Below are 25,414 nucleotides of genomic sequence, written 5' to 3'. Positions count from 1 at the left end.
CCGTCCGGCACACCGACCATCCGAGGGAAGGCGCGACGTTGTACGAGGGCGTGGTTCAGGACCTGATCGACGAACTGGGCAGGCTGCCCGGCGTCGGGCCCAAGAGCGCGCAGCGGATCGCCTTCCACGTGCTGCAGTCCGACCCGACGGACGTGCGCCGGCTGGCGCACGCGCTGCTGGAGGTCAAGGACAAGGTCCGCTTCTGCGCGGTCTGCGGCAACGTCGCGGAGGCCGAGCGGTGCCGGGTCTGCCTGGACCCGCGCCGCGACCTCGCCGTCATCTGCGTGGTCGAGGAGCCCAAGGACGTCGTCGCCATCGAGCGCACCCGTGAGTTCCGCGGCCGCTACCACGTGCTGGGCGGCGCGATCAGCCCCATCGAGGGCGTCGGCCCGGACGACCTGCGGATCCGCGAGCTGCTGTCGCGCCTCGCGGACGGCACGGTCACCGAGCTGATCCTGGCCACCGACCCCAACCTGGAGGGGGAGGCGACCGCCACCTACCTGGCCCGGCTCTGCAAGCCGATGGGCCTGAAGGTGACCCGTCTGGCGAGCGGCCTGCCCGTCGGCGGGGATCTGGAGTACGCGGACGAGGTCACCCTCGGCCGCGCCTTCGAAGGGAGACGACTGCTCGATGTCTGACCGGACGATCAACCAGCAGCCCCACACCCCCCACCAGCAGTCCCACGGGGAACCGGGGGCGCACGCCCCGCACGTCCACGGCCACGGCTCGGAGCCGGACGACTTCGCCGTGCAGATCGCCGACTCGGTGGAGAGCTTCGTGCTCGCCGTCACCGAGGTCGCCAAGGGCGACGAGCCCGGCAGCGCGGTCTCGCTGCTGCTCCTGGAGGTCTCGCAGCTGCTGCTGGCCGGCGGCCGGCTGGGCGCGATCGAGGACGTCGTCCCGGAGGACCGGTTCGAGCCGGACACCGGCCCCGAGCCGGACGGCGAGCAGCTGCGCGAGCGCCTCGCCGAGCTGCTCGCGCCGATCGACGTCTACCACGAGGTCTTCGACCCGTACGGTCCGCCGGAGAAGCCCAACGCCTTCCGGATCTCGGACGACCTGGCCGGCGTGGTCAGCGAGCTCCAGCACGGCCTGACCCACTACCGCGAGGGCCGGGTCAGCGAGGCGCTGTGGTGGTGGCAGTTCTCGTACCTCTCCAACTGGGGCACGACCTGCACGGCGGTGCTGCGGGCCCTGCAGTCGCTGATCGCCCACGTCCGGTTGGACAGCCCGATCGGCGCGGCGCCGGACGGCGCGGACACCGACGACGACGGGCTCACCGACGAGCAGCTGGAGCAGCAGGCGGGCGACCTGATGGCGGCCGAGCTCGGCCTCGGGCGGTAGTTTCCCGGGCGGAAATCCGGTGGGAAGCCGGCGGATCGCGGGCACAACGCGGTACGGATCCCGGCACGGATCGCGGGCTGATCGAATGCGCCCTCGGATTGTGACGAATGCCTCAGCGCCCCGGCCGGAAAAGAAATCCGGCCGGATCGCCGGCCCCCGGTCGGGCGATTCTTCGGAGCGGTACCGAATCGCCCGCAGACCTGACGGCGGAGCCGCCCGTACGGCCGCTCACGTGCTGAAACTACCGTCTCACGATATGGAAAGCGCCGGTCGGAGCACCCCTGCTCGGTAGACTGACGACGACCGCACCCCCCTCTCCCCCGGGGGGTACGGGGGCCCGTAGCCCCCGGAAAAGACTTCGAGTCGAGGAGCGCACGTGGGCCTTGTCGTGCAGAAGTACGGCGGCTCATCCGTTGCGGATGCCGAAGGCATCAAGCGCGTGGCCCGCCGAATCGTTGACGCCAAGAAGGCCGGCCATGAGGTCGTCGTCGTGGTGTCCGCGATGGGCGACACGACGGACGAGCTCATCGAACTCGCGGAGCAGGTGTCACCGCTGCCTGCCGGCCGTGAGTTCGACATGCTGCTGACCGCTGGAGAGCGCATCTCCATGGCGCTGCTGGCCATGGCGATCAAATCCCTGGGGCACGAGGCGCAGTCCTTCACGGGCAGCCAGGCCGGTGTCATCACCGACTCCGTGCACAACAAGGCGCGCATCATCGACGTGACGCCCGGTCGCATCCGCACCGCCCTGGACCAGGGCAACATCGCGATCGTGGCCGGCTTCCAGGGCGTCTCCCAGACCAGCAAGGACATCACCACGCTGGGCCGGGGCGGCTCGGACACCACCGCCGTGGCGCTCGCCGCCGCGCTGAAGGCCGAGGTCTGCGAGATCTACACCGACGTGGACGGCGTGTTCACCGCCGACCCGCGCGTGGTGAAGAAGGCCCGCAAGATCGACTGGATCGCCTACGAGGACATGCTGGAGCTGGCCTCGTCGGGTTCCAAGGTGCTGCTCGATCGGTGTGTCGAGTACGCCCGTCGCTACAACATCCCGATTCACGTACGCTCGTCCTTCTCGGGTCTTCCCGGGACGATCGTCAGCAACGACAACCCGAACAAGCCCGAAGGGGGCGAGATGGAGCAGGCCATCATCTCCGGAGTCGCCCACGACACCTCCGAGGCCAAGGTCACCGTCGTCGGCGTGCCCGACAAGCCGGGCGAGGCGGCGCGCATCTTCCGCGCCATCGCCGACGCCGAGGTCAACATCGACATGGTGGTGCAGAACGTCTCCGCCGCGTCGACCGGCCTGACCGACATCTCCTTCACCCTGCCCAAGACCGAGGGCCAGAAGGCCATCGACGCGCTGGGCCGGGTCAAGCAGGGCATCGGGTACGAGTCGCTCCGCTACGACGACGCGATCGGCAAGATCTCGCTGGTCGGCGCCGGCATGCGCTCCAACCCGGGCGTCACGGCGACCTTCTTCGAGGCGCTGTCCGCCGCGGGCGTCAACATCGAGCTGATCTCCACCTCGGAGATCCGCATCTCGGTGGTCACCCGCGCCGACGACGTGCCGGAGGCCGTCCGTGCCGTGCACAGCGCCTTCGGCCTGGACAGCGAGAGCGACGAGGCCGTCGTCTACGGCGGCACCGGGCGATGACCCGGGCACCGGGCCGGGACGCCGGGCGATGACCCGGCGTCCCAACCTCGCCGTCGTCGGCGCCACCGGCGCGGTCGGCGAGGTGCTGCTCGGGCTGCTCTCCCTCCGCCAGGACGTCTGGGGCGAGGTCCGACTCGTCGCCTCCCCGCGCTCGGCCGGCCGTACGGCGGTGGTGCGCGGGGAGACCGTCGGGGTCGTCCCGCTGAACGAGGAGGCCTTCGCGGGGATCGACGTCGCGGTCTTCGCCGTCCCCGACCAGGTCTCCGCCCAGTGGGCGCCGATCGCGGCGGCCAAGGGCGTCGTGGTGGTCGACGACTCGGCCGCCTTCCGCACCGCGGAGGACGTGCCGCTGGTCGTCCCGGAGGTCAACGCGGCCGCGCTGCGGATCCGCCCGCGCGGCATCGTCGCCAGTCCGGCCGGCACCACGCTCGCGATGATCGCCGCGGTCGGCGCGCTGCACGCCGAGTACGGGCTGGCGCAGCTCGTGGTCGCCTCCTACCAGGCCGCCGGCGGCGAGGGCCGCGACGGCGAGGCGGCGCTGCGCGCGCAGACCGGGCTGGTGGCGGGCACCGCGGTCGGCCGGCAGACCGGCGACCTGCGCGCGCTGATCGCCGATCAGGGGCCTTTCGCCGCCCCGCTCGCGCTCAACGCCGTGCCCTGGACCGGCGGGCTGCGCGAGGGCGGCTGGTCCGCCGAGGAGATGGGCATCCGCGACGAGTCCCGCAAGGTCCTCGGCCTGCCCGCCCTGAAGGTCTCGGCGACCTGCGTCCACATCCCCGTCGTCCGCACCCACGCGCTGGCCGTGCACGCGCGGTTCGAACGCGAGGTCACCCAGGAGCACGCGCAGGAGATCCTGCGGGACGCGCCCGGCGTGGTCCTCTACGACGACCCGGCGGCGGGCGAGTTCCCGACGCCGAACGACGTGGTCGGGACGGACCCGGTCTGGGTCGGGCGGGTCCGGCGGGCGCTGGACGAGCCGGAGGCGCTGGACCTCTTCCTCTGCGGGGACAACCTGCGCAAGGGCGCGGCGCTCAACCTGGTGCAGCTGGCCGAGCTGGTGGCGGCGGAGCTGACGGCGGGAACGCCGACGGATTAGGTCCTGACGGGCTCTCACGGGTTCCGATGTGCCCGCTTGTGTCCACACCTGTGTCCATACCTGTGTTCGCTCCTCGACACAATCTGTCCGGAATCCCGTGGGAATCCCCTGGAGGCCTCTTCCGCCGATGCGGAAGAATGGGCCCCGGGCTGGGCAACCATGACAGGGGATCGAGTGTCCAACGTGCGTGGCGAACGTGATGGTGGGGGCAAGGGCGGGCATCCCGGCAAGAGCCGCGGTGTCCTTCCCCTCGCGCGCCCCGAGGCCTGCGAGTAGGCCGGAAGAAGACCAGATGACGGCGGCCGCACCCGGTGCGGCGGACTCCGGTGCCGGTACCGACGCGGGTACCAGCGAGGACCTGCTCACCGCGACCTACCAGGCGCACTACCGCTCGCTGCTGCGGCTCGCCGCGCTGCTCCTCGACGACCTCTCGACCTGCGAGGACGTCGTCCAGGAGGCGTTCATCCGGGTGCACGCCGCCCGGCGCCGGGTGCGCGAGCCCGAGAAGACCCTGGCGTACCTGCGGCAGACGGTCGTCAACCTGTCCCGCTCCACGCTGCGCCGCCGCATCCTCGGGCTGCGACTGCTGCCGAAGCCCATGCCTGACATGGCCAGTGCAGAAGAAGGTGCTTACGATGCCCTGGAGCGCGACCAGTTGAAGGCCGCGCTGCGTGGTCTGCAACGCCGTCAGCGGGAGGTTCTGGTGCTGCGTTACTTCGTGGACATGACGGAGGCGCAGGTCGCCGAGACCCTGGGCATCTCGCTCGGCTCGGTGAAGGCCTACGGCTCGCGCGGGCTCGCCGCCCTGCGCGTCCAGATGGCGGCCGGACATGGCTGAGGCGGACGGCGACCGACGGCGGCCGGCGGACGGCACTCCGGAGGCGGGCGGGCCTGAGGTGAACGGACCCGGGACGCCCGGGGCGAACGAGCCCGGGGCGACCGGGCTCGGCGCGACCGGGCTCGGCGCTTCCAGAGCGAGCAGGCCCGGGGCCGAGGCCCCGGAGGAGCTGCTGTCCCTGTCCACCGAGGAACGGGCGGTGCGCGAACTGCTGCACGGCGCCGTCTCCGGCATCCAGCCCGCGGCCGGCGGGCTGCCGCGGATCCGGCGGGCGGTGCCCCGCCGCCGGGCCGCCCGGCGCGGTGCCTGGACCGGGGCGGCCGCGCTCGCCTTCGTCGTCGCGATCGGCCTGCCCGTCCTGCACGAGGGGGAGCACCTCGGGCTCTCCGGCGGCCCCGGCTCGGCCGACGCCAAGAGCCCGGCCGCCGCCTCGCCCAGCGGCACCGCCGGGACGACCGGCGGCACCGGGGCGGCCTCGCACGCGAACCCGAGCGGCCCCGGCGACACCACCCCGCCGCCCGGTACGGCCTCGGCCCCGCACAGCCCCGGCGGCGGGCAGGCGAGCACCGACGGCGGCGTCGCGCCCAGCGGGACCTCCGGCGCCGGTGACGGCGGCATCGTCCCGCTCTGCACCCGGACGGACCTCGGTGAGGGCCTCGCCCAGGTCGGCACGGCCGACGGCGACGGGCGGATCTACGGCTCGTTCACCGTCTACAACGTGTCCGGGCGCAGCTGTCGGCTCGGCGGGCCGGGCTCGGTGGCGGTCACCGCCGTCAGCGGCGGCGACCGCGGCCGCATCCGCACCGCCGACCACGCCCCGGGCGACCCGGCCGCCGGCCTGCCCGCGATGGACGGGGAGCCGCCGGTGCTCGCGCCGCGGGCCGGGTACCGGGTGCCGTTCGCCTGGGTCCCCGACCAGACCTGTACCGGCTCGGGCACCCTGAGCACCCCGTCGAACAGCGTCAACCAGGTGGCCCTGCGCTCGGACGTCCCCGCCGCCGAGTCCGGCGCCCCGGCCTCCGTCCCCACCAGTGAGGTCAGCGCCAACCCGCCGGCCTCCTCGTCCCCGTCGGCGGGCCCCACCACGGCCCCCAGCCCGACCGCGACGCCGACCGGCAACCCGACCACCGCGCCGCCCGCCGTGACCATCGCCCACACCCCCGCCCCCGGCAGCCCGGCGGCCGCCACGGCGACCCTGCCGGTGGCGTGCAGCGGCACCGTCTACCGCGGCGGCGTCCAGGGGCTGGGCGGCCCGGCGCCGCAGCCGTCGGGCTCACCGACGGCTCGGTGACGGCTCGGTGACGACGGCCTGAGCGTGGCCGCCGATGTAGAGGAGGGGCCGGGGCGACCGCCCGGAGGCGGCCGTGTTCGGGGCCCGGGGGACGGGGCGGGTGTGAGGAGTGGATACCGTGGGGGTGTGTACCGGTTCCTCCTGACTCCGCGCTGGCTCGGCGGCACCGTCGTGGCCGTGGCGGCCGTGGCGGTCTGCCTGTGGCTGGGTTCCTGGCAGCTCGGCCGCTTCGAGGACCGGGTGTCCACGCACCAGGAGGCCAAGCAGGCGGTCACCGCTTCGGGTGACGCCCGGCCGATCGACGCGCTGCTCAACCAGGCGACCCCGCAGGTGAGCACGGAAACCGTCGGCAGGACCGTCACGGTGACCGGCAGCTACGACGGCGAGCACCAACTGCTCGTCCCCAACCGCGTGGTGGACGGCAAGCAGGGCTACTACGTGCTCACCCCGCTGCGCACCGCCGACGGACACGCCGTCGCCGTGGTGCGCGGCTGGTCGGCCGGGGACCCGACCGCCGCCGGGCCGCCGCCGGGCGGAGAGGTGACGGTGACCGGGCGCCTCCAGGCCAACGAGTCGGTGGGCAGCAACGGCGCGGTGGCGGGCGGTCTGCCCGCCGGGCAGCTCGGCATGATCAACCGGGCCTCGCTGCTGAACGTGCTGGAGTACGACGGCTGGTACGACGGCTGGGTGGCCGCCGACGACGCGCCCGCCGGGCTGGCCTCCGTACCGACCGTGCAGCCGCAGGGCGGCGACGGGCTCACCCTGCGCGCGTTCCAGAACCTGGGCTACACCCTGGAGTGGTTCGTCTTCGGCGGGTTCGTGGTCTTCATGTGGTACCGCCTGGTGCGCCGGGAGGCGGAGGCGGAGCAGGACCGGGCCCTCGGGCTGGACCCGGTCCTGGACTGACCGGCGGCGCCTTGACGCCGACGCCGGTTCGGCGCTCGGCCGCTCCAGCTCGGCGCTTGGTCGCCCCGGCTCGGCGTTCGGCCGCCCCGGCTCAGCGCTTGGTCGGCAGGGCCGGTGCCGGTGTCGGCTTGACCGCCGGCGGGGGCGTCGTCGGCGTCGGCGTCTGCGGGGGGAGCAGCGGCTGGGTCGGGGTCGACGAGCCGGTGGGCAGCGGCGTCGGGTCGCTGTGGCAGTGGCCGCTGCCGTTGCCGCCGCTGCCGTTGTGGTCGTCGGAGTCGTAGTGGTCGATGTGGTGGTGCACGCTGCGACCGGTCTTGGAGCCCTTGGACCCCGACCCCTTCGAACCGGACGAGCCGCTCTTGCCGCCCCCCTTGGCGAGCTGGACCGGGTCGCCCCCGTCCGCGGGCGGCGTGTACACCGCCCGCGCGACGGCCGCCCCCGGACCCGCCGCGCCCGCCTTGGTCGCGGTGCCGGCGTGCGGAGTGACGGGCGGTGTGGCGGGCGGTGTGGCGCCGGCGGGCGGCGTCGCGGCGGCGGTCGGTGACGCGGGCACGGCCGGCGCGGGCGCGACGGCCGAGGAGCTCGGTACCGGCGGGCCGGTCGGGGGCGGGCAGGACGCGGTGTTCCGCTGTGAGCCCGAGCAGCCGGTGAGCACCAGGGCCCCGGCGACCGCCACCCCCGCGAGCATCAGCAGGCGTCTCACGCAGCCCCTCCGTCTCCGTCACGCCCGGCCGTGCCCAGGTGCCGCCGCACGAAGTCGATCTCCAGTCGCAGCTGCTTGATCCGCTCCTCCACCACCAGCGAGCCGTGCCCGGCGTCGAAGCGGTACACCTCGTGCGGCTTGCCGAGCCGCTCCAGCCGCTCGACGTAGTTGTCGATCTGCCGGATCGGGCAGCGCGGGTCGTTGACCCCGGCGCTGATGTAGACCGGCACCCGCACCCGCTCGACGTAGGTCAGCGGCGAGGAGGCGGTGAAGCGCTCCGGGACCTCCTCCGGGGTGCCGCCGAAGAGCGTGCGGTCCAGCGACTTGAGCGCCTCCATCTCGTCGGCGTACGCGGTGTGGTAGTCCGCGACCGGGACGGCGGCGAGGCCGAGGGCCCAGTCGTCGGGCTGGACGCCGAGGCCGAGCAGGGTCAGGTAGCCGCCCCAGCTGCCGCCGGTGAGGACCAGCCGGGCCGGGTCGGCGAGGCCGCTGTCGACGGCCCAGGCGCGGACCGCCGCGATGTCCTCCAGCTCGATCAGGCCGACCCGCTCGTGCAGCGCGTCCGTCCAGGCCTGGCCGTAGCCGGTCGAGCCGCGGTAGTTGACCCGGACCACCGCGAAGCCGTGGTCCAGCCAGGCGGCCGGACCGGCGGCGAAGGAGTCGCTGTCGTGGTGCGTCGGGCCGCCGTGGATCTCGAACACGGTCGGGTACGGGCCCTGCGCGGGCGTCGCCGGCCGCTGCACCAGGGCGTGCACCCGCCCGCCGGGCCCGTCCACCCAGACGTCCTCGACCGGCACCGAACCGGGCGGCACCGCGCCGGGCGCCCGCAGCACGACCGTCCCGGCGGTGGAGCGGACGGCGGAGGGCTCGGCGGCGGAGGACCACAGGTACTCGACGGTGCCGTCCGGACGGGCGGTGGCGCCGCTGACGGTGCCGCGCGGGGTCTCCAGGCGGGTCAGCCGGCCGTCGGCGAGCGCGTACGAGAACAGCTCGCTGCGCGCCTCGTACTCGTGCTCCACCAGCAGTGCCTCGGCGCCGGGGCGCCACTGCGCGGAGACGTCGCCGGGCAGCTCGCGGCCCTGCTCGTCGCGCAGCGGGAGGGCGGTCTCGGCGCCGGTGGCGACGTCCCAGATCATCGGCTCCCAGCGGCCGGTGCGCTGGTGGGCGACCAGCAGGCGGGTGTCGCCCTCGACCGGGGCGAAGCCCAGGCAGGCGACGCCGCGCGGCTCGTCCCGGCCGGTGACCTCGTCCAGCTCGGCGACGGTCTCGACGCCGCCGTCGGCGGTGATGCGCACGACCCGGATCGCGGAGTGCATCGCGTCGCCGTGCTCGGTGTGGTCGATGGCGAGCAGGGTGCTGTCGTGGCTGAGGTCGCCGATGCCGCCGTACTCCTCGTGCCGGTAGACCTCGACCGGCACGGCGGCGCCGGGGCGGCGCAGGTGCAGGGTGGTGCCGTCCTCGTCGGTCGAGCGGCCGACCACCACGGTGCCGTCGCGGCCCAGGGCCAGGCCGGCCGAGTAGGAGGCGGCGAGGCCGGGCACGGCCTCCTCGTCGGGGCCGCCCGCGAACGGCTGGCGGCGCCAGACGCCGAACTCGTCGCCGTCGTGGTCGTCGAACCACCAGACCCAGTCGCCGTCGGGGGACAGCTCGGCGTCGGTGGTGCCGTTCGGACGGTCGGTGACCCGACGGTGGGCGCCGGTGGTGCGGTCCCAGGCGTAGACCTCGTAGGTGCCGGTCGCGTTGGACACGTACAGCGACCGGTCGGGGGCGTCCTCGGCCCAGTCGGGCAGCGACACCCGGGCCGCCCTGAACCGCTGCTCCCACGCCGGTACGGCGCTCTTCTCCTCGCTCATCCGACCATCCAACCCGATCGGGGGGAGGGAAGGGAACGGGCGGGTGGGCTTCGGCCCACCCGCCCCGTGCCGCCGGGGTGGCGGCGGGGTGCCGGCGCAGGTGTCGCCGTGCGCGGTGGCCGGGGCGTCCACGAACGCCCGGCCCGGGGCCCGGGTTCCGTGGGGCCGGGGCGGGTGGCCGGGGCCATGCCGGGGTCAGCCCTCGCGCGGCGCTTCGTGCGCTCGGTGCGCTTCGGCCGCTCCGGGGGCCCCGTGTGCTCCGCGCGGCAGGAACCGGACCAGGCCCACGAGCACCAGCTCCAGCACCGCCAGGGCCAGGACGCTGCGGCCGAAGGCGGCGGCCGGGTCGCCGGCGCCGTAGTAGACCAGGCCGATCAGCGCGATCCCGAGCGCCCCGCCGACCTGCTGCACGGTGGACACCACCCCGGCCGCGGAGCCGGCCAGCCGCGGCTCGACGCCGGCCAGGACCACCGAGGTCACCGGGGCGATCACCAGGCCCATGCCGAGGCCGTCCACGAACAGCCCGGGCGCCAGCCACCGGACGCCGCCGTCCGCGGCGCCGTACGCGGTGAGGGCCAGCAGGCCCAGCCCGAGGGCCATCAGCAGCCCGCCGAGGGCGATGGTGCGGCGCTCGCCGAGGCGGGCGGTGACGCGGTGGGTGGTGTTGGAGGTGATCAGGTAGCCCAGGCCGATCGCGGTGAAGACCAGTCCGGCGCCCAGCGCGTCCAGGCCGCGGCCGAACTGGAGGTGCAGGGCGAGCACCAGGAAGAAGGAGCCCTGGCCCAGCCAGAAGGCGAGTTGGGCGAGCAGGCCGGCGCTGAAGGCGCGGTCGCGGAAGAGCCGGGTGTCGACCAGCGGGGTGGTTGCGGTGGTGGCCGTGGCGGCGGCGGTGGTGGCGCGGTGCTGGTGCACGGCGAAGACGGCCAGCAGGGCGAGCGAGCCGCCCAGGCAGAGCCCGGTCCACAGCGGCCAGTGCAGCTGCGGGCCCTGGATCAGCGGCAGCACCAGGCCGGTCAGCGCGGTGGTGACCAGCAGCACGCCCACCGGGTCCAGGCCGGGCCGCTGCGGGGCGCGGGACTCCGGCAGGCTGCGGCGGACCAGCGGGAGGGCGGCCAGTCCGATCGGCAGGTTGATCAGGAAGCAGCTGCGCCAGCCGAGGCCGAAGAGGTCCGCGCGGATCAGCAGCCCCCCGATCAGCTGGCCGAACACCGCGCCGACGCCCATGGTCAGCCCGTACCGGGCGAAGGCCCGAGCCTGGGCGGCGCCGCTGAACGCGGTCCGCAGGATCGCCAGCACCTGCGGACCCATCAGCGCCGCCGACAGGCCCTGCGCCACCCGGGCGCCGACCAGCGCGGCCGCCGTGGGGGCGAGGCCGCAGGCGGCGGAGGCGAGGGTGAAGAGGGCCAGGCCGAGCCCGAACACCCGGCGGCGGCCGTACCGGTCGCCGAGGCGGCCGGCGGTGACCAGGCCGGCCGCGAGGGCCAGGCTGAAGCCGGCCATCACCCACTGGACGGCGGCCGGGCCGGCGCCGAGGTCGCCCTGGAGGGAGGGGAGGGCGACGTTGACGACGAAGATGTCGAGGGCGGTCATGAAGGTGGCGGTCAGGACGACCGGCAGCAGCCCCTTGGGGGCCGTCGGCGCCGTTGCCTCTGTCTCGGCCTCGGTGGGCCGCCGGGTGTTCAGTGAGGTGCTCATCTCGGGCTCTTCTCAAGGGGGTTGGCGACTCAAGCGGGTCGGCGGCCGGTGCCGAGGGGCGGGCGCGGTGGGGAGCGCTCCGCCCCTCGGCCGGAGCGGCGGTCTGAGGGGGTCAGGCGCCCGGCACGCGGTCGAGGAAGCCGTACACCGCGCCGATCCGGCCGTCCGGGGTGGCCGCCAGCACGTCGAAGCCGATCACCACCGGCTCCGCGCCGGTCGGGCCCAGGTTCCAGGTGAAGCGGGCGACGTCGTGGTGCGCGTCGACCGGGCCGAGGGTGAACTCCAGCCCCGGGAACTGGGCCTGGGCGGCGCCGATCAGCGCGTCGATCGCGTCCCGGCCGGTGACGGCGGCCAGCGGGTCGGTGTAGCGGCCGTCCTCGGCCCACACCTCGTCGACCAGCTTGCGGCGGGCCGCCGGGTCGGTCTCGTTCCACACCGCGAGGTAGCGCTCGGCGAGCTGCTGGAGGGCGGCGGTGGTGATCTCGGTCATCGTCATCTCCCGTGTTCCGGTGTGTGGTTGGCCGGGTCGTTCCCGGTGCTCACCACGGTAGGGACGGGCGGCCGACGGCGAATCCGTCACGTATGGGTATGGGGGTACGTAGCCTCCGCGGAGGCGTACCGGTGCCGTGGTCGGCAGTGGTGCGCGGCCCTGCTGGGTAGGGTCGGGGCATGCTGTACGGGAGGGAAGGCGAACAGGCCGCCGTGGACGGGCTGTTGGACGGGGCGCGGGCCGGACGCAGCGGAGTGCTGCTGCTCCGGGGCGAGGCCGGCATCGGCAAGACCGCGCTGCTGGACGACGCCGTCGCGCGGGCGGGGGAGGCGTTCCGGGTGGTCCGGGCGGCCGGCGTCGAGTACGAGGCCGAGCTGCCGTACGCCGGGCTGAGCCTGCTGCTCGCGCCCGGCCTGGACCGGCTGGACGTCCTGCCGGGCCCGCAACGGCGGGCGCTGGAAGCGGCGTTCGGGCTCTCCGACGACGAGCGGACGGGCGACGACGGTGGGGCGGGCAGCGATGGGGCGGGCGCCGACCGGCTGCTGGTCGGGCTCGCCACGCTCGGCCTGCTCGCCGAACTCGCCGCCGACCGGCCGCTGTTGTGCGTCATCGACGACGTGCAGTGGCTGGACCGGGCCTCCCTGGACGCCCTGCTGCTGGCCGCCCGGAGGCTCCAGGCCGAGGGGGTCGCCCTGCTGCTCGCCGCCCGCACCGGCGGCCCGGCCGGGGCCGGCGGCAGCCCGGCGGAGCGCCCGCTGGGCCTGCCCGAACGGCAGGTGACCGGCCTGTCCGAGGCCGACGCCACCCGGCTGCTGGCCCGGCGGGTCGGCCCCGACCTGCCGTCCACCGTCCGCGACCGGCTGCTCGCCGAGGCGGCCGGCAACCCGCTCGCGCTCACCGAACTCCCGGTCGCCGCCGGGCCGCAGCCGCCGGCGCCGGGCGGCCTGCCACTCACCAGCAGGCTGCTGATCGCCTTCCACGGCCAGGTCACCGGCCTGCCCGCGGCCACCCAGACACTGCTGCTGGTCGCCGCCACCGAGGAGGGCGGGGCACTGGACGTCGTCCTGCCCGCCGCGGCCGCCCTCGGCGTCACCGCCGAACACCTCGCGCCCGCCGAGGCGTCCGGCCTGGTGACGGTCACGGCCGACCGCCGGATCGCCTTCCGGCACCCGCTGCTGCGCTCCGCGATCCTCCAACGGGCGCCGCACCACCAGAAGACGGCGGTCCACCGGGCCGTCGCCGGCGCGCTGCCGGACGGCGACCGCCGCACCTGGCACCTCGCCCTCGCCGCCACCGCCCCTGACGCCGGCCTCGCCGACGCGCTGGAGCGCACCGCCGTCCGCGCCGGGCGCCGCGGCGGCCACGGCGGCGCCGCCGCGTACGAGCGCGCCGCCCGCCTCACCCCGGACCGCGACGGCGCCACCCGCCGGCTCGTCCTGGCCGCCGAAGCCGCCACCGAGGAAGGCGAGTTGGTACGGGCCGAGACGCTCGCCGACGAGGCCTCCGGCCGTACCGACAACGTCCTGGCGCACGCCCTGCTCGACCAGGTCCGGGCCACCGCCCACTTCTGGCGCGGCTCCTACCCGACCGCCCACCGGCTGCTGCTCGACGCCGCCGGTACCGACATCGACCCGCCGTACGCCGCCCGGATGCTGCTCCAGGCCTTCCATGCCGCCTGGTACGCGGGGGAGGAGCCGGTGGCCGCCGTCCTGGACCGCCTGGCGGTCCTGCCGCTCGCCGCCGACGACCCCCTCGCCCCGCTCGCCCGCCACCTGCCCGCGGCCGTCCTGCCCGCGCTCGGCCGGCCCGCCGGCCCGCTGCCGCCCGTTCGGGAGGCCGCCGAGGCCGCCCGCCGGGCCGGGGCCGAGAGCCCGGTCGACCTCGTCCAGCTGTGCGGCGCCACCCTGGTCCTCGGACGCGACGAGGAGACCGCCGAACTCGCCGCCGAACTGGTCGCCGAGGCCCGCGCCAAGGGCATCGTCGGCGTGATGCCCACCCTGCAGTTCTTCCTCGCCGAGGCCGAACTCTTCCACGGCCGCCACCGCGACGCCGAACTCACCGCCACCGAAGGCCTCGGCCTCGCCCGGGACACCGGCCAGCACCAGTGGGTCAGTCAACTCACCGCGCTGCTCGCCCACCTGGCCGCGCTCGACGGCCGCACCGACCACTGCGCCGAACTCGCCGCCACCGCCCTCGCCACCACCGGCCCGCAGACCGCCGCCCCCGCCGCCGGCCAGGCCTGGGCCCAGTGGGCGCTCGCCCTGCGCGACCTCGGCCAGGGCCGCGCCGGCGACGCCGCCGACCGGCTGCACACCCTCACCACCGGCCCGCACCGCCACCACGTCAGCGCCACCCGGGCCGTCCCCGACCTCGTCGAGGCCGCCGTCCGCCTCGGCACCCCCGAACGCGCCGCCGAAGCCTACGAACGCTTCGCCCGCTGGACGGCCGCCGCCGACCGCCCCTGGGCCGAGGCCCTCCGGCTGCGCTGCCAGGCCCTGCTAGGCCCCGACGAACTCGCCGAGACCACCTACCGCGCCGCCCTCTCCCGGCACGAAACGGCCCACCGCCCCTTCGAACAGGCCCGCACCGCCCTCCTCTACGGCGAATGGCTCCGCCGCACCCGCCGCCGCACCGACGCCCGCCCCCACCTGCGCACCGCCCTGGAGACCTTCGACCGCCTCGCCGCCCACCCCTGGGCCGCCCGCGCCCGCACCGAACTCTCCGCCACCGGCACCCCGGCCCCCACCCCGGCCACCCCCACCGGCACCCCCCAGTCCCCCCTCACCCCCCAGGAACTCCAGATCGCCCGCCTCGCCGCCCAGGGCCTCACCAACCGCGACATCGCCGCCCAGCTCTTCCTCAGCCCCCGCACCGTCGCCCACCACCTCTACAAGGCCTACCCCAAGCTCAACATCACCTCCCGCACCGAACTCCCCACCGCCCTCTGACGGCCCGGCCCCGGCGACGGCGGCGCGGCCGCGGAGCCCCGGACGCACCGGCGCTGTCCGTACGGGGAGTTGGCCTTGCCCGCAGCGCGGCTCGCCCGGCGGCCGGGGCGGGGCGTCGTGCGCGCGGTGGGGCCTGCCTGCGGTCGGCCGGTGGAGGTCGCGGACGGCACCCGGGCGTCGGACCCGGCTGAGGAGTGGTCACCCGGCCGGTCGCGCACAACGACAGAGGGCCTGCCGGATTTCTCCGGCAGGCCCTCTGTACTGGGTCGGGGTGGCGGGATTTGAACCCACGGCCTCTTCGTCCCGAACGAAGCGCGCTACCAAGCTGCGCCACACCCCGGTCTTGCGGTTTGTCGCTCCGTCTCCTTCGCGACGAGTAGAACTCTACCGGACGCTCGCCGAGACACGAAATCCGGTTTCGAGCGGGCGTCCGGTGGGGGTCAGCGGGCTGCCGGGACGAGGGTGAGGAGGGTGGCCTCGGGGGGGCAGGCGAAGCGGACGGGGGTGTAGCGGTTGGTGCCGCAGCCGGCCGAGACGTGGAGGTGGGAGCGGTGGCCGCCGGCGGTGTGGGTGGAGAGGCCCTTGACCCGGCGGGTGTCGATGTCGCAGTTGGTGACCAGGGCGCCGTAGAAGGGGATGCAGAGCTGGCCGCCGTGGGTGTGGCCGGCCAGGATCAGCGGGTAGCGGTCGGCGGTGAAGGCGTCGAGGACGCGCAGGTAGGGCGCGTGGACGACGGCGAGGGAGAGGTCGGCGTCGGGGGACGGGCCGCCGGCGACCTCGCTGTAGCGGTCGCGCCGGATGTGCGGGTCGTCGAGGCCGGTGAACTCCAGGTCGAGCCCGTTCACGGTGAGCCGGCCGCGGGTGTTGGTGAGGTCGAGCCAGCCGGCCGCGTCGAAGCCGTCGCGGAGCTTCTCCCAGGGGTTGTGGACGGCGCCGGTGATGCCGCGGCGGGCGGTGCCGTCGGGGTTGTTCATGCCGTGGGCGCCGCTGCGCATGGCCTGGAGGTAGCGGGCCGGGTTCTTGCGGGCCGGGCCGTAGTAGTCGTTGGAGCCGAAGACGTAGACGCCGGGGAACTCCATGAGCGGTCCGAGCGCGTCGAGGGTGGCCGGGACGCCGAGCGGGTCGGAGAGGTTGTCGCCGGTGTTGACCACCAGGTCGGGGCGCAGGCCGGCCAGGCTCTTCAGCCAGCGCTGCTTCTTGCCCTGCCCGCTCACCATGTGGATGTCGGACACCTGGAGGACCCGGATCGGGCGGGCGCCGCGCGGGAGGACGGGGACCTCGATCCGGCGGAGGCGGAAGGCCCGGACCTCGTACCCGACGGAGTAGGCGAGACAGGCGGCGCCGGTGGCGGCGATGCCGAGGGGAACGGAGTACAGCGGTCGCATCAGCCCATGCTCTCAGACGGTCGATCAGCCTGTGTACGCCCGGAGTCGGGGGTGGGGGCGGAGGTCGGCGGGGCCTCCTCGGAGTCCCGGCGGGCGCGTAGCGCGCGGACCTTGTGGCGGTTGCCGCAGCGCTCCATGGAGCACCAGCGGCGCCGGCCCGGCCGCGAGGTGTCGACGAAGATCAGTTGGCAGTTGTCGGCGCCGCATTCCCGGACCCGGTCCGCGTACGGGCCGGTGAGCAGGGCGATGGCGTCCCGGGCGAGGGTGGAGACCAGCTGGGCCCCGTCGGCGGGCAGTGGGGCGGCCGCGGTGCCGTCGGGGGCGATCCGGGGGACCAGCGGCGGGTGCTCGGCGGCCCGGTTGAGGACGGCGTGGTCCGCGGGCGTGCCCCGGCCGCCGTGGGCGCGGGCGGCGGCCAGGCGCCACAGGGCGTCGCGCAGGGTGCGGGCGGCGGCGAGCTGGGCGGGGGAGATCCGTACGGCGTCGGCGGGCAGTCGCAGCCGGGACGGCGGGAGCCAGGCGGCGAGGTCGGCTGGCCGGTGCAGCACCTCGTACCGGGCGTACGGGCCGGGGCCGCCGGTGGTGAGCAGTTCCAGGCAGAGGGCGCCGGGGTCGAAGTGGAAGCGGCCGCCCCCGGGGGTGGTGAGGAGCAGCCCGGGCGGGGTGGCGGGCGGTCCGTCGGCGGCGCTGCGGTCGGCTGCGTCGGTCATGCGGCCCAGGATAGGTGTAACCGGGATGAAGGGTTACGGGCCGGGAGGGCGGACTACCAGGCGGGGGCGGCGGTCGACCGCGGCGAACTGACCCGCGCTCAGAAAGCCCGTGCCGCCCGTGCCAGGAGCAGTGCTCCAGGCGCGGGCGGCACGGGGCCGGCCCTCAGGCCGGGATGGCGTTGACGTACTCGCGCATCATCCGGGGCACCCGGTACGCGTACTGGTGGCCGCGCTTCACCTGGACGACGGAGAAGTCGACCAGCTCGGCCAGCACGTCGAGGTTGCGGGAGGGCTCCCGGCCGCCGTCGACCGGCTGCTGCCGGACGTCGTCGATGGAGAACTCCTCGGGGAACCGGGAGAACCGTCTGAGCGCCCGGCGCTGCCGTTCGTCGAGGAGCCCGTACGCCCAGGCGAGGCTGCGGTGCAGCGAGCGGTGGTGGGAGAGCCCGCCGACCTCCTCCTGGCCGAGGATCGGGAGCACCCGGCACTCGTCCACCAGGACGTGCAGGGGCACCGAGCGCATCCGGACGGCGGCGTTCTCGATCGCGAGCGCCAGGCCGCCGAGGCGTCGGCAGAGCTCGACCACCTGCGGCATCTGGTCGCCGAGGTCGAGCGTCGGGACGACCGAGTGCACCCGGCGGCAGAACAGTTCGGCGGCGGGCGGGCAGCCGTAAGGGCCGTCCGGGTGGTCGACCGACAGCGGCGCCACCTCCCACAGGTCGGCCGGGACCCCGGCGGGCGCCCGCAGCGAGGTGATCATGATGTGGAGCGCCGGGTGCCGCGCCAGCAGTGCCCTGACCTGCCGGGCCACCGTGTCGATGACGTGCTCGGCGTTGTCGACGACCAGCAGCAGCTGCGGCTCGGGGTCGGTCCGCGGGTCGCGGCCGACGCCCCGCAGGAGGGTGTCGAGCGCGCGCTGGGCCTGGGCCGAGGCGGCGGCGGGGTCGACGGCCTCGGGGGTGACCGAGCCGAGCTCCAGGACCGCGACGCCGTCCCGGAAGCGGTCCAGCAGGTGGGCGGCGGAGTCCAGCGCCAGCCGGGTCTTGCCGACCCCGGCCGGTCCGGTGAGCACCAGCGGGCGGCCCGGCCGCAGGGCGGTCACGACGTGCAGCAGGTCGGCCTGGCGGCCGACGGTGACGTCCGTCTTGGGCCGCAGCCCCTGCCACCGCGCGTTGTCCGGGAGTTCGGCGACGCGGACCGGCGGTCCGGGCTCCGGCCGGGCGGGCAGCAGCCCGGCCGGGGCGCCCGCCTGGACGGCGTGGGAGAGCAGGGGGTCGTCCCGGTTGGTCGCCGCGGAGAACAGCGCGCCCACCAGGAGTTCCACGGAACTGCGCCGCGGATTCCGGATGGCGCCGGTTTCCAGATTACGAATGGTGCGGACGCTGACGGTGGAGTGTTCGGCTAATTGCTCCTGGCTCCATCCGACCATCTTCCGTTGGGTTACCAACATCGAGCGAAGCTGATTGTTGTCCATTCCCCCGCGCTTCCTGCTGTCGTGAGCAGAATAAAAGTCAGAAATCAGTGCGCCGTGCTGCGGCGCCAATCACTCCGAAAAACGATCGCCGTCGGCCGTCCGGCGGAGCGCAGGCGTGAGCGCCCGCGCGGACCGGGACCGCAGGGCGCCCGGGCCGCAAGGTGTCAGGGTTGCAGGGCGCCTGGCCGGCAGTGTGTCAGTGCCGTGGAATAATGAATCGGGGACGTGGTGACGGTTTGTCGCGGCTGATCGTGGCGGCCTTCGGCGATGATTCGGGGATGATTCGACGGTGAGGTGACCGCCGCCTTCGGGCTGCTCGGGCGACGCGCGAACGAGTGTACTACGCGGACTATTTTCGGCGAAGCGGTCGCAGTGTTCGATGTACCCCTGCGGAACCGGCAACTTCGCTCCGGAACAGGCAGTTCTCGGCATTTCGGCCGAGAATGTGCGGGCATTATCGGCCACCTTGGCCGAATCCCGTCGTCCGTTCCCGGCCGGGGGCATCGATTGTTCACGGACTCGACCGCCGCCCGTTCCCGGGCCGGACCGTTTCCCTGACCGTTTCCCGGGCTGCTTCCCCGGCTGCTTCCCGGGTCGGACGGCTACCGCCCGCCCCGCCGCGCCCACAGCCGTCAGCGGGGCGGCAGCGGCGCGCCGACGGGCGACGGTCGGCCGTACTTGTCGGGGATACTCGTTCAACTGCGGAAACCCCGGTGGATGCCCACGGGAAACCGGTTGAGCCCACCCACAGCCGAAGGATAAGAAGAGGAAATGACAACGCTCAAGGAGCAGCTGCACGAGGACCTCACGGCTGCCATCAGGGAACGGGACGAACTGCGCTCGTCCACCATCCGGCTCACGCTGTCCGCCGTCACCAGCGAGGAGGTGGCGGGCAAGCAGAAGCGCGAGCTGTCCGACGCCGACGTGCTGAAGGTGATCGGCCGCGAGGCGAAGAAGCGCCGGGAGGCGGCCGAGGCCTTCGGGAACGCCGGCCGGACGGAGCAGGCGGCCCGGGAGCTGGCCGAGGGCGAGGTGCTGGCGGGCTACCTGCCCAAGCAGCTCTCCGACGAGGAGCTGGCCGCGATCGTGGCGGCCGCCGTGGCCGAGAGCGGCGCGACCGGCCCCCAGGCGATGGGCGCCGTCATGAAGCTGGTGAAGCCCAAGGTCGACGGTCTGGCCGAGGGCAGCCGGGTCGCCGCCGCCGTGAAGGCCGCCCTGGTCTGAGCCGCGGCTCAGACCAGGGCCCGCCCCGGGCCCGTCCAGGGTCGAACCCCGGGCGGCCCCGGCCCCGCCCCCTGGTGCCCCGGCAGCACGCCGAAGGGGCGCCCTCCGCACTGGAGGGCGCCCCTTCGGCATGTTCCGCGGCGCGGGTCACCCCGCCGGGAGGGCGGGTCAGCCGTTCCCGTTGCCGCCGCCGTGGCGGCCGCCGTTCCCGTTCCCGGGGCCGGGCGGGAAGGTGAACCCGCCGGGGAAGCCGCCGGGCAGCCCGCCGGGCAGACCGCCGGCCTGGTTGCCGGGCAGCCCGCCGGGCTGGCCCGGGTTGCCGCCCTGCTGCGGCGGCGGGGGGTTGCCGGCCGGCGGCTGCTGGGCGTTCGGGTCGGTGGCCGGCGGGGTGGTGCCCGGCGGGGGCGTGGCCGGCTGCGGGTCCGGGATGTTGGCGGTCTGGATCGGCTCCACGGGCGTGCCCTTGAGCGCCTGGTTCATCGCCAGCTGCCAGATCGGGCCGGGGCCGTCGGCGCCGAAGACCTCGGGGAAGTACTTGCCGCCGATGGTGATGTTCTTCATCTTGACGCCGCCGGCCGGGCCGCCGAGCCAGACCGAGGTGGCCAGCGACGGGGTGTAGCCGCTGAACCAGGCGGCCTTCTTCTCGTCGGTGGTACCGGTCTTGCCCGCGATCTTGCGGCCGTCGTCGAGGCCGAGGGAGGCCGCGGTGCCCTTCTCGGTGACGTTGAGCAGGACGGCGTTGAGCGAGTCGGCGGTCTGCTCGGAGAAGGCCTGGCTGCACTGGGACTGCGGGACGGGGACGTCCTTGCCGTCGACCGTGGTGATCTTGTTGATCGCGATCGGGGTGCAGTACTTGCCGCGGGCGGCGAAGGTCGCGTAGACGTTCGCCATGGTCAGCGGGGAGAGCTCCAGGGTGCCGAGGACCATCGAGGGCACCTCCTGGAAGGCGTCGCCCTTGGCGGACTGGGTGATGCCCAGCTTGTTCGCCATCTGCTTCATCGCGCAGAGGCCGACCTGCTGCTCCATCTGCACGAAGTAGGTGTTGACCGAGCGGGCCATCGCCTCCTTCAGCTGGTACGGCCCGACCTCGCTGTCCTGCTCGTTCTTCACCGTCTCCTTGGGCTTGACGGTGTTCTTCCAGGTGCCCGAGCAGGTGGACATCTGCGGGTACTCGATCTTGTTCTCGGACGGGAACGCCTGGGTGTTCGACATGCCCGACTCCAGCGCCGCCGCGGCCAGGATCGGCTTGAAGGTCGAACCGGTCTGGAAGCCGTTGCCGCCGCCCATGGCCGCGTCCACGTTGAGGTTGACGACGGTCTGGTTCTTGTTCGGGTCCAGGCCGTACGGGCGGGTCTGGGCCATCGCCAGGATCTTGCCGCTGCCCGGCTCCATCATGGTCGCGGCGGCCGACACCGGGTCGGTCACGTTGACCTTCTTGGTGACGGCGTTCTGGGCGGCGGCCTGCTTGTCCGGGTCCAGCGTGGTGTAGATGTTCAGGCCGCCGGTGTTCCACAGCTTCTTGCGCTCGTCGGCGCTCTTGCCGAAGGCCGGGTCCTGCTTGACCACGTGGCGCACGTAGTCGCAGAAGAAGCCCATGCCGGCCTGGGCGGTGATGCAGCCGTTCTGCGGGTCCTTGTACTTCAGACCCAGCGGGGCGGCCTTCGCCTCCTTCGCCTGGTCGGCGGTGATGTGCTTGTTCTCCAGCATCTTGTCGATCACGACGTTGCGGCGCTTGAGCGTGTTCTCGGGGTAGCGCACCGGGTCGTACTGCGACGGGTTCTGGACCACGCCGGCCAGGGTGGCGGCCTCGGCGACGGTGAGGTCCTTGTTGCTCTTGCTGAAGTAGCGCTGGGAGGCGGCCTCGACCCCGTAGGCCTGGTGGCCGTAGAAGGTGATGTTGAGGTAGTTGGTGAGGATCTGATCCTTGCTCAGGTCCTCCTCCAGCTTGATGGCGACCTTGAGCTCCTGGATCTTGCGGCCCAGGGTCTTGCGCTGGGCCTCCAGGACGGCCGCCTGGTCGTCGCCGGCCTTCTCCACGTTGACGTTCTTCACGTACTGCTGGGTCAGCGTGGAGGCGCCCTGGGAGGCGGTGCCGCTCTCCGCGTTCTTGCTGATCGCCCGGAGGACGCCCTTGAGGTCGACGGCGCCGTGCTCGTAGAAGCGGGCGTCCTCGATGTCGACCTGGGCGTGCCGCATGAACGGCGACATCTGGTCCGCGGTGATGACGGTGCGGTCGCGCTCGTAGACCTTGGCGATCAGGCCGCCCTTGGCGTCGAAGATCTGCGTCGCCTGGGTGAGCGGCGGGGTCTTGAAGTCGTCGGGGATGTTGGCGAAGCTCTCCGCCGTGTCCTTGGCGGTCAGCCCGATGGCGCCGACGGCGGGCAGGGCGAGGCCTGCCAGCAGGACTCCGGAGAGCACGCTGACGCCCAGGAACTTCACGCCGTTGCCGGCGTGCTCCATCGGGGATCCGCCGGTCCGGCCGCGCGGAGCTCCGGTGTTGCCTGGGGGCTGGGTTGCCTGGGGGCGCTTCGGTGCCATGGGGAGAACCCTACGTCGCGGATTCCCGCACACCGGGGCAGGTGTTCGCCTAGGCTTGTCACAAGCTTGCGACAGCTTCGGTGCGTCAACATCGTTCACTCTTGTGGGCGAGAAGACTTGCCCGAATTACCCGCTGATGTCCGGGTTTTGAGGCAGCTGTGGCCTGCTGTGCCGGTGTGGTCGGTCGCACTCAGTGACGACTCCTGTGGCGAGAGTGGGGGTTCCGCTCTTGGCAAGGTGTGCGACCTGCGATCACTCCAACGAGTGAGCTGATCGCCACCCATAGTCCAATTGGGTCATTCGAGATTGAGCCCGAAGGGGCTGTTGCAAGCTGTCGTTCTTCCGTAACGTCCTCAACTGGCAACGGTGAATATGCCGTTGCCGCCGTGGGGGAGCCTCGATACGGGAGAGGACGGCGCCGGCATGGGCTGGGTTGACGACTGGAGTGCGCAGGCCGCCTGCCGCACGAGTGATCCGGACGAACTGTTCGTCCAGGGGGCGGCACAGAACCGCGCGAAGGCGGTGTGCAGCGGCTGCCCCGTCCGGACCGAGTGCCTCGCGGACGCCCTGGACAACCGGGTGGAGTTCGGGGTGTGGGGCGGGATGACGGAGCGCGAGCGCCGGGCGCTGCTGCGCCGCCGCCCGACCGTCATCTCGTGGCGGAGGCTGCTGGAGACGGCGCGCACCGAGTACGAGGAGTCCCTCGCGACCGGGGTGATACTGACGGACTACGCCCAGGCGGGCTGAGCCCGGCCGCACCACGCGGCCCGGGCCGGTCGGCCCCGCGGACGGGGGGCCGAGCCGCGCAGGGCCGGTGACCGCGCCGGGTTGTACCGCCGGGGTCGGTGACCGCGCGGGCTAGACCGCGCCGTTGAGCCGGTCCCCGATGGCCCGCAGCCCGTCCAGGTCGTGCACGTCGCCCGGCAGCGCCGGCACCTCCACGATCGGCACGTCCGGGTACACCGAGACGAAGCGGTCGCGGGTACGGCGTTCACGCCCCATGATCTGCATCCGCTCGGCGTGCAGCCGCAGCAGCCCGGCCGCGAGCAGCTCGGCCTCGGGCGAGGCGTGCTCCGAGCCGTTCTCCTCCAGGGCCTCGGCGGCCGCCAGCGCCCGTTCCGCGGTGAGCTGCGGTGCGCCCGTGCCGTGCACCCGGTTGAGCACCAGCCCGGCCAGCGGCATCCGGTCCGCGGCCAGCCGGTCCACGAAGTACGCCGCCTCGCGCAGCGCGTCCCGCTCCGGCGCCGCCACCACCAGGAACGCCGTGCCCGGCGCCTTGAGCAGCTGGTACGTGCGGTCCGCGCGCTCCCGGAAGCCGCCGAACATCGAGTCCATCGCGCTGACGAAGGTCTGTACGTCGGTGAGCAGCTGGGCGCCGAAGATCTTGCCCAGGGTGCCGGTGAGCAGGCCCATCCCGGCGTTCAGGAAGCGCATCGCGCTGCGGCCGCCGACCTTGGCCGGGGCGGTGAGGATCCGGATCACCCGGCCGTCCAGGAAGGACCCGAGCCGGTTGGGCGCGTCCAGGAAGTCCAGCGCCGAGCGGGACGGCGGGGTGTCCACGACGATCAGGTCCCACTCCTCGGCGGCGCGCAGCTGCCCGAGCTTCTCCATCGCCATGTACTCCTGGGTGCCGGCGAAACCGGCCGACAGGGACTGGTAGAAGGGGTTCTCCATGATCGCCCGGGCCCGTTCGGGCTCGGCGTGGGCCAGCACGACCTCGTCGAAGGTCCGCTTCATGTCCAGCATCATGGCCTGGAGCTCGCCGGTCCCGTTCACCCCCTTGACCACCCGGGGGGTGTTGTCCAGCTCGGTCAGGCCCATCGACTGGGCGAGCCGGCGGGCCGGGTCGATGGTCAGCACCACGACCTTGCGGCCGCGCTCGGCCGCCCGCAGGCCGAGGGCCGCGGCGGTGGTGGTCTTGCCGACGCCGCCGGAGCCGCAGCAGACGATGATCCTGGTCCCCGGGTCGTCGATCAGCTCGTCCACCGCGAGCCGCCGTCCGGTGCTCCGCACCCCGTTCGAGGTCATGCCGCCCCCTGCCGCTTCAGTTCGCCCGCCAGCCGGTACAGCCCGCCGAGGTCCACGCCCTCGCCCAGCAGCGGCAGTTCGTACGTCGGGAGCCGCAGCTGCTGGATGTCGGCGCGCTGCGCGCGCTCCAGCTCGACCCGCTCGGAGTGCTCCCTGGCCTGCTCCAGCAGCGGGTCGAGCAGCGGCTCCACCGCCGCCCGGACCTTCTCCCCGGTGCGGGTGCGGCCGCCGAGCCCGGCCTCGCCGAGCGCCAGGGCGACCTCCTCGCGGTGGTCCCCGTCCACCGCGGCCACCGCCGCCGCGTCCAGCACCGGCGGCCGGACCATGTTGACCATCACCCCGCCCACCGGGAGCCTCGCCTCGCGCAGCTCCTCGATGCCGTCGACCGTCTCCTGCACCGGCATCTCCTCCAGCAGGGTGACCAGGTGCACCGCGGTCTCCGGCGACTTCAGCACCCGCATCACGGCCTGCGCCTGGGTGTGTATCGGGCCGATCCGGGCCAGCCCGGCGACCTCGGCGTTGACGTTCAGGAACCGGGTCAGCCGCCCGGTCGGCGGGGCGTCCATCACCACCGCGTCGTAGCGCCGCCGGCCGTCCGGGTCCTTGCGCCTGGTCGCCTCGCAGGCCTTGCCGGTGAGCAGGACGTCCCGTACGCCGGGCGCGATGGTGGTGGCGAAGTCGACGAAGCCGACCTTCTGGAGCGCCTTCCCGGCCCGGCCGAGCTTGTAGAACATCTCCAGGTACTCCAGCAGCGCCAGCTCGGTGTCGATCGCCAGCGCGAAGACCTCGCCGGGCCCGCCCTCCGCGGCCGGCAGCCCGAGCTGGGCGCGGGAGACCGAGGCGATCCGGCGCTCCTCGTACGGGAGCGCGGCGATCCCGAAGAGCTCGGCGACGCCCTGCCGGCCCTCGACCTCGATCAGCAGCACCCGTCCGCCGTCGGCGGCGAGGGCCAGGGCCAGTGCCGCGGCCAGCGTGGTCTTCCCGGTGCCGCCCTTGCCGCTGACCACGTGCAGCCGGACGCCCTCCCAGTCGGGGTCGCGCCGGGCCGCCTGGCCGGGGGTGCGTGCCACGCTCCGTCTCCGTCCGTCTCCGTCCTACGGGCGTCCCCTCCTGACGAGGGTGCCCCTCGCCAGGGTGCCCTCCCGCGAGGGTAACCAGGGAGCGCACCGGATGCCCGGAGCACCTGGGCCGTCAGGCCGGATCATGCCCTGTTTGTGCCCCACCTCACACGCCT

The 25,414-nt window shown here is 74.0% G+C and carries 20 protein-coding genes and 1 tRNA gene; 10 read left to right on the top strand and 11 right to left on the bottom strand.

Annotated elements, in window-relative coordinates:
* The first annotated feature begins 38 nt into the window (after positions 1–38).
* The 7 genes from recR (at position 39) to ACFVU7_RS12055 (ending at position 7,132) form a co-directional block, all read left to right on the top strand.
* A complete protein-coding gene (gene recR / locus ACFVU7_RS12085; protein ID WP_049658152.1) occupies positions 39–638 on the top strand; it encodes a recombination mediator RecR in 600 nt (199 codons plus the stop codon).
* Positions 631–1,344, top strand: coding sequence for a DUF5063 domain-containing protein (locus tag ACFVU7_RS12080; protein ID WP_241852803.1), 714 nt, complete (start codon positions 631–633; stop codon positions 1,342–1,344). The genes recR and ACFVU7_RS12080 overlap by 8 nt, the downstream gene beginning before the upstream one ends.
* A 376-nt stretch (positions 1,345–1,720) precedes the next feature.
* A complete protein-coding gene (locus ACFVU7_RS12075; RefSeq protein WP_074001801.1) occupies positions 1,721–3,001 on the top strand; it encodes an aspartate kinase in 1,281 nt (426 codons plus the stop codon).
* Positions 3,002–3,029: 28 nt separating this feature from the next.
* Entirely contained in the window at positions 3,030–4,097 is a 1,068-nt protein-coding gene (locus ACFVU7_RS12070; RefSeq protein WP_387973478.1) for an aspartate-semialdehyde dehydrogenase, read from the top strand.
* Positions 4,098–4,389: 292 nt separating this feature from the next.
* A complete protein-coding gene (locus ACFVU7_RS12065; protein WP_049658157.1) occupies positions 4,390–4,935 on the top strand; it encodes a SigE family RNA polymerase sigma factor in 546 nt (181 codons plus the stop codon).
* A complete protein-coding gene (locus ACFVU7_RS12060) occupies positions 4,928–6,226 on the top strand; it encodes a hypothetical protein (RefSeq protein ID WP_388044982.1) in 1,299 nt (432 codons plus the stop codon). Before ACFVU7_RS12065 ends, ACFVU7_RS12060 begins: the two co-directional genes overlap by 8 nt.
* 126 nt (positions 6,227–6,352) lie before the next feature.
* Positions 6,353–7,132 (top strand): SURF1 family protein, encoded by a 780-nt coding sequence (locus ACFVU7_RS12055; RefSeq protein WP_388044980.1) that lies wholly within the window; start codon positions 6,353–6,355, stop codon positions 7,130–7,132.
* A 91-nt stretch (positions 7,133–7,223) separates the two neighbouring features.
* Here the strand turns inward: ACFVU7_RS12055 and ACFVU7_RS12050 are convergent, their stop codons facing one another.
* The 4 genes from ACFVU7_RS12050 to ACFVU7_RS12035 form a co-directional block, all read right to left on the bottom strand.
* Positions 7,224–7,835, bottom strand: a complete 612-nt coding sequence (locus tag ACFVU7_RS12050) for a hypothetical protein (protein WP_388044979.1) — start codon at positions 7,833–7,835, stop codon at positions 7,224–7,226.
* On the bottom strand, positions 7,832–9,688 hold the full coding sequence (locus ACFVU7_RS12045; RefSeq protein WP_375877592.1) for a S9 family peptidase: 1,857 nt from the start codon (positions 9,686–9,688) through the stop codon (positions 7,832–7,834). Before ACFVU7_RS12045 ends, ACFVU7_RS12050 begins: the two co-directional genes overlap by 4 nt.
* A 195-nt stretch (positions 9,689–9,883) precedes the next feature.
* A complete protein-coding gene (locus ACFVU7_RS12040) occupies positions 9,884–11,383 on the bottom strand; it encodes an MFS transporter (protein WP_388044978.1) in 1,500 nt (499 codons plus the stop codon).
* A gap of 112 nt (positions 11,384–11,495) precedes the next feature.
* A complete protein-coding gene (locus tag ACFVU7_RS12035) occupies positions 11,496–11,873 on the bottom strand; it encodes a nuclear transport factor 2 family protein (RefSeq protein WP_380739122.1) in 378 nt (125 codons plus the stop codon).
* Between the two features lie 179 nt (positions 11,874–12,052).
* Here ACFVU7_RS12035 and ACFVU7_RS12030 point away from each other — a divergent pair, with 179 nt between their 5' ends.
* Positions 12,053–14,821, top strand: a complete 2,769-nt coding sequence (locus ACFVU7_RS12030) for an AAA family ATPase (protein WP_388044977.1) — start codon at positions 12,053–12,055, stop codon at positions 14,819–14,821.
* A gap of 266 nt (positions 14,822–15,087) precedes the next feature.
* On the opposite strand, the gene ACFVU7_RS12025 is transcribed toward ACFVU7_RS12030, so the two are convergent.
* The 4 genes from ACFVU7_RS12025 to ACFVU7_RS12010 all read right to left on the bottom strand — a co-directional run bounded on the left by ACFVU7_RS12025 (position 15,088) and on the right by ACFVU7_RS12010 (position 18,345).
* Positions 15,088–15,161, bottom strand: a tRNA-Pro gene (locus tag ACFVU7_RS12025).
* A 100-nt stretch (positions 15,162–15,261) separates the two neighbouring features.
* Positions 15,262–16,206, bottom strand: coding sequence for a metallophosphoesterase (locus ACFVU7_RS12020; RefSeq protein WP_049658238.1), 945 nt, complete (start codon positions 16,204–16,206; stop codon positions 15,262–15,264).
* A complete protein-coding gene (locus ACFVU7_RS12015; RefSeq protein WP_388044976.1) occupies positions 16,206–16,916 on the bottom strand; it encodes a CGNR zinc finger domain-containing protein in 711 nt (236 codons plus the stop codon). Before ACFVU7_RS12015 ends, ACFVU7_RS12020 begins: the two co-directional genes overlap by 1 nt.
* Before the next feature lie 163 nt (positions 16,917–17,079).
* Entirely contained in the window at positions 17,080–18,345 is a 1,266-nt protein-coding gene (locus ACFVU7_RS12010) for a helix-turn-helix domain-containing protein (protein WP_255357465.1), read from the bottom strand.
* Positions 18,346–19,161: 816 nt separating this feature from the next.
* Between ACFVU7_RS12010 and ACFVU7_RS12005 the strand changes: the two genes are divergently transcribed.
* Positions 19,162–19,614, top strand: a complete 453-nt coding sequence (locus ACFVU7_RS12005; RefSeq protein WP_049658244.1) for a GatB/YqeY domain-containing protein — start codon at positions 19,162–19,164, stop codon at positions 19,612–19,614.
* Positions 19,615–19,782: 168 nt separating this feature from the next.
* Here the strand turns inward: ACFVU7_RS12005 and ACFVU7_RS12000 are convergent, their stop codons facing one another.
* Positions 19,783–22,152 carry a transglycosylase domain-containing protein gene (locus ACFVU7_RS12000; protein WP_388044975.1) on the bottom strand — a complete coding sequence of 790 codons (2,370 nt, stop codon included), beginning with the start codon at positions 22,150–22,152 and terminating at the stop codon, positions 19,783–19,785.
* A 423-nt stretch (positions 22,153–22,575) separates the two neighbouring features.
* Between ACFVU7_RS12000 and ACFVU7_RS11995 the strand changes: the two genes are divergently transcribed.
* Positions 22,576–22,899, top strand: coding sequence for a WhiB family transcriptional regulator (locus tag ACFVU7_RS11995; protein ID WP_030240986.1), 324 nt, complete (start codon positions 22,576–22,578; stop codon positions 22,897–22,899).
* A 111-nt stretch (positions 22,900–23,010) separates the two neighbouring features.
* Here ACFVU7_RS11995 and ACFVU7_RS11990 read toward each other — a convergent pair whose 3' ends face one another.
* Positions 23,011–24,180: an ArsA family ATPase gene (locus tag ACFVU7_RS11990; protein ID WP_388044974.1), complete on the bottom strand. Its 1,170-nt coding sequence runs from the start codon at positions 24,178–24,180 to the stop codon at positions 23,011–23,013.
* Positions 24,177–25,250, bottom strand: coding sequence for an ArsA-related P-loop ATPase (locus tag ACFVU7_RS11985; RefSeq protein WP_117488530.1), 1,074 nt, complete (start codon positions 25,248–25,250; stop codon positions 24,177–24,179). Before ACFVU7_RS11985 ends, ACFVU7_RS11990 begins: the two co-directional genes overlap by 4 nt.
* Positions 25,251–25,414: the final 164 nt, after the last annotated feature.

The sequence above is a fragment of the Kitasatospora sp. NPDC058046 genome (genome assembly GCF_042885595.1).
In the GTDB taxonomy this organism is placed as follows: domain Bacteria; phylum Actinomycetota; class Actinomycetes; order Streptomycetales; family Streptomycetaceae; genus Kitasatospora.
The sequence above is the reverse complement of the archived record's forward strand: the minus strand, read 5'-3'. Positions and strand labels throughout refer to the sequence as shown.

What these genes read in the sequence shown, in the direction of transcription:
- ACFVU7_RS12080 (WP_241852803.1), top strand. Translation starts at nt 631, where the DNA reads ATGTCTGACCGGACGATCAACCAGCAGCCCCACACCCCCCACCAGCAG.
- ACFVU7_RS12070 (WP_387973478.1), top strand. Translation starts at nt 3,030, where the DNA reads ATGACCCGGCGTCCCAACCTCGCCGTCGTCGGCGCCACCGGCGCGGTC.
- ACFVU7_RS12065 (WP_049658157.1), top strand. Translation starts at nt 4,390, where the DNA reads ATGACGGCGGCCGCACCCGGTGCGGCGGACTCCGGTGCCGGTACCGAC.
- ACFVU7_RS12060 (WP_388044982.1), top strand. Translation starts at nt 4,928, where the DNA reads ATGGCTGAGGCGGACGGCGACCGACGGCGGCCGGCGGACGGCACTCCG.
- ACFVU7_RS12045 (WP_375877592.1), bottom strand. Translation starts at nt 9,688, where the DNA reads ATGAGCGAGGAGAAGAGCGCCGTACCGGCGTGGGAGCAGCGGTTCAGG.
- ACFVU7_RS12040 (WP_388044978.1), bottom strand. Translation starts at nt 11,383, where the DNA reads ATGAGCACCTCACTGAACACCCGGCGGCCCACCGAGGCCGAGACAGAG.
- ACFVU7_RS12035 (WP_380739122.1), bottom strand. Translation starts at nt 11,873, where the DNA reads ATGACCGAGATCACCACCGCCGCCCTCCAGCAGCTCGCCGAGCGCTAC.
- ACFVU7_RS12030 (WP_388044977.1), top strand. Translation starts at nt 12,053, where the DNA reads ATGCTGTACGGGAGGGAAGGCGAACAGGCCGCCGTGGACGGGCTGTTG.
- ACFVU7_RS12020 (WP_049658238.1), bottom strand. Translation starts at nt 16,206, where the DNA reads ATGCGACCGCTGTACTCCGTTCCCCTCGGCATCGCCGCCACCGGCGCC.
- ACFVU7_RS12015 (WP_388044976.1), bottom strand. Translation starts at nt 16,916, where the DNA reads ATGACCGACGCAGCCGACCGCAGCGCCGCCGACGGACCGCCCGCCACC.
- ACFVU7_RS12010 (WP_255357465.1), bottom strand. Translation starts at nt 18,345, where the DNA reads ATGGTCGGATGGAGCCAGGAGCAATTAGCCGAACACTCCACCGTCAGC.
- ACFVU7_RS12005 (WP_049658244.1), top strand. Translation starts at nt 19,162, where the DNA reads ATGACAACGCTCAAGGAGCAGCTGCACGAGGACCTCACGGCTGCCATC.
- ACFVU7_RS12000 (WP_388044975.1), bottom strand. Translation starts at nt 22,152, where the DNA reads ATGGCACCGAAGCGCCCCCAGGCAACCCAGCCCCCAGGCAACACCGGA.
- ACFVU7_RS11995 (WP_030240986.1), top strand. Translation starts at nt 22,576, where the DNA reads ATGGGCTGGGTTGACGACTGGAGTGCGCAGGCCGCCTGCCGCACGAGT.
- ACFVU7_RS11990 (WP_388044974.1), bottom strand. Translation starts at nt 24,180, where the DNA reads ATGACCTCGAACGGGGTGCGGAGCACCGGACGGCGGCTCGCGGTGGAC.